The sequence below is a fragment of the Staphylococcus sp. GDX8P80P genome, from assembly GCF_017893095.1.
In the GTDB taxonomy this organism is placed as follows: Bacteria; Bacillota; Bacilli; order Staphylococcales; family Staphylococcaceae; genus Staphylococcus; species Staphylococcus borealis.
This window is the reverse complement of the sequence record NZ_JAESMI010000176.1, coordinates 1-669: the sequence shown is the minus strand read 5'-3', so window position 1 is coordinate 669 and position 669 is coordinate 1. Positions and strand designations below refer to the sequence as shown.

General features: G+C 38.7%; 1 protein-coding gene. It reads left to right on the top strand.

Annotated features, from left to right (window positions below; all coding sequences use genetic code 11):
- A partial coding sequence (locus KA858_RS12040) for a Rib/alpha-like domain-containing protein (protein ID WP_245342099.1) occupies positions 1 to 669 on the top strand: 669 nt, incomplete at both ends.

Genomic DNA, 669 nt, shown 5'->3' with positions numbered 1-669 from the left:
AACAGTGACATATCCAGATGGCACACAAGATCATGTGACAGTAACTGTTGTTACTAAAGACGATGAAACACCTGACGAAGTAATTTACGAACCAGTAAGTGAAGGTGTAAATCATGATTATGGAACACCAACAACATCAGATGAAGTGATTGGTTCAGTAACAATTCCTGGATACCCAACAACAGGAGAACAACCAGTTGTAACAGTTGATAATCCAAATAGCTTACCAAATGGAACTACACCAGGAACAGTAAATGTCCCAGTAACAATAACTTATCCAGATGGAAGTGTGGATCATATCACAGTACCTGTTACGACAGGAGAAAAACCAACACAAGATAAAGTGATTTATGAACCAACAAGTAATGGTGTAAATCACGATTATGGAACACCAACAACATCAGACGATGTAATTGGTTCAGTAACAATTCCTGGATACCCAACAACAGGGGAACAACCAGTAATCACAGTTAATAACCCAGGTAATTTACCAAATGGAACTACACCAGGAACAGTAAATGTCCCAGTAACAGTGACATATCCAGATGGAAGTGTAGATCATATTGATGTACCTGTAACAACTGGTAAAAAACCAGCAGCTACTGCTACTAAATATGAACCAACAAGTGGTGTTGTTCGTAAGCCATATGGATTACCAACAAATGAGGG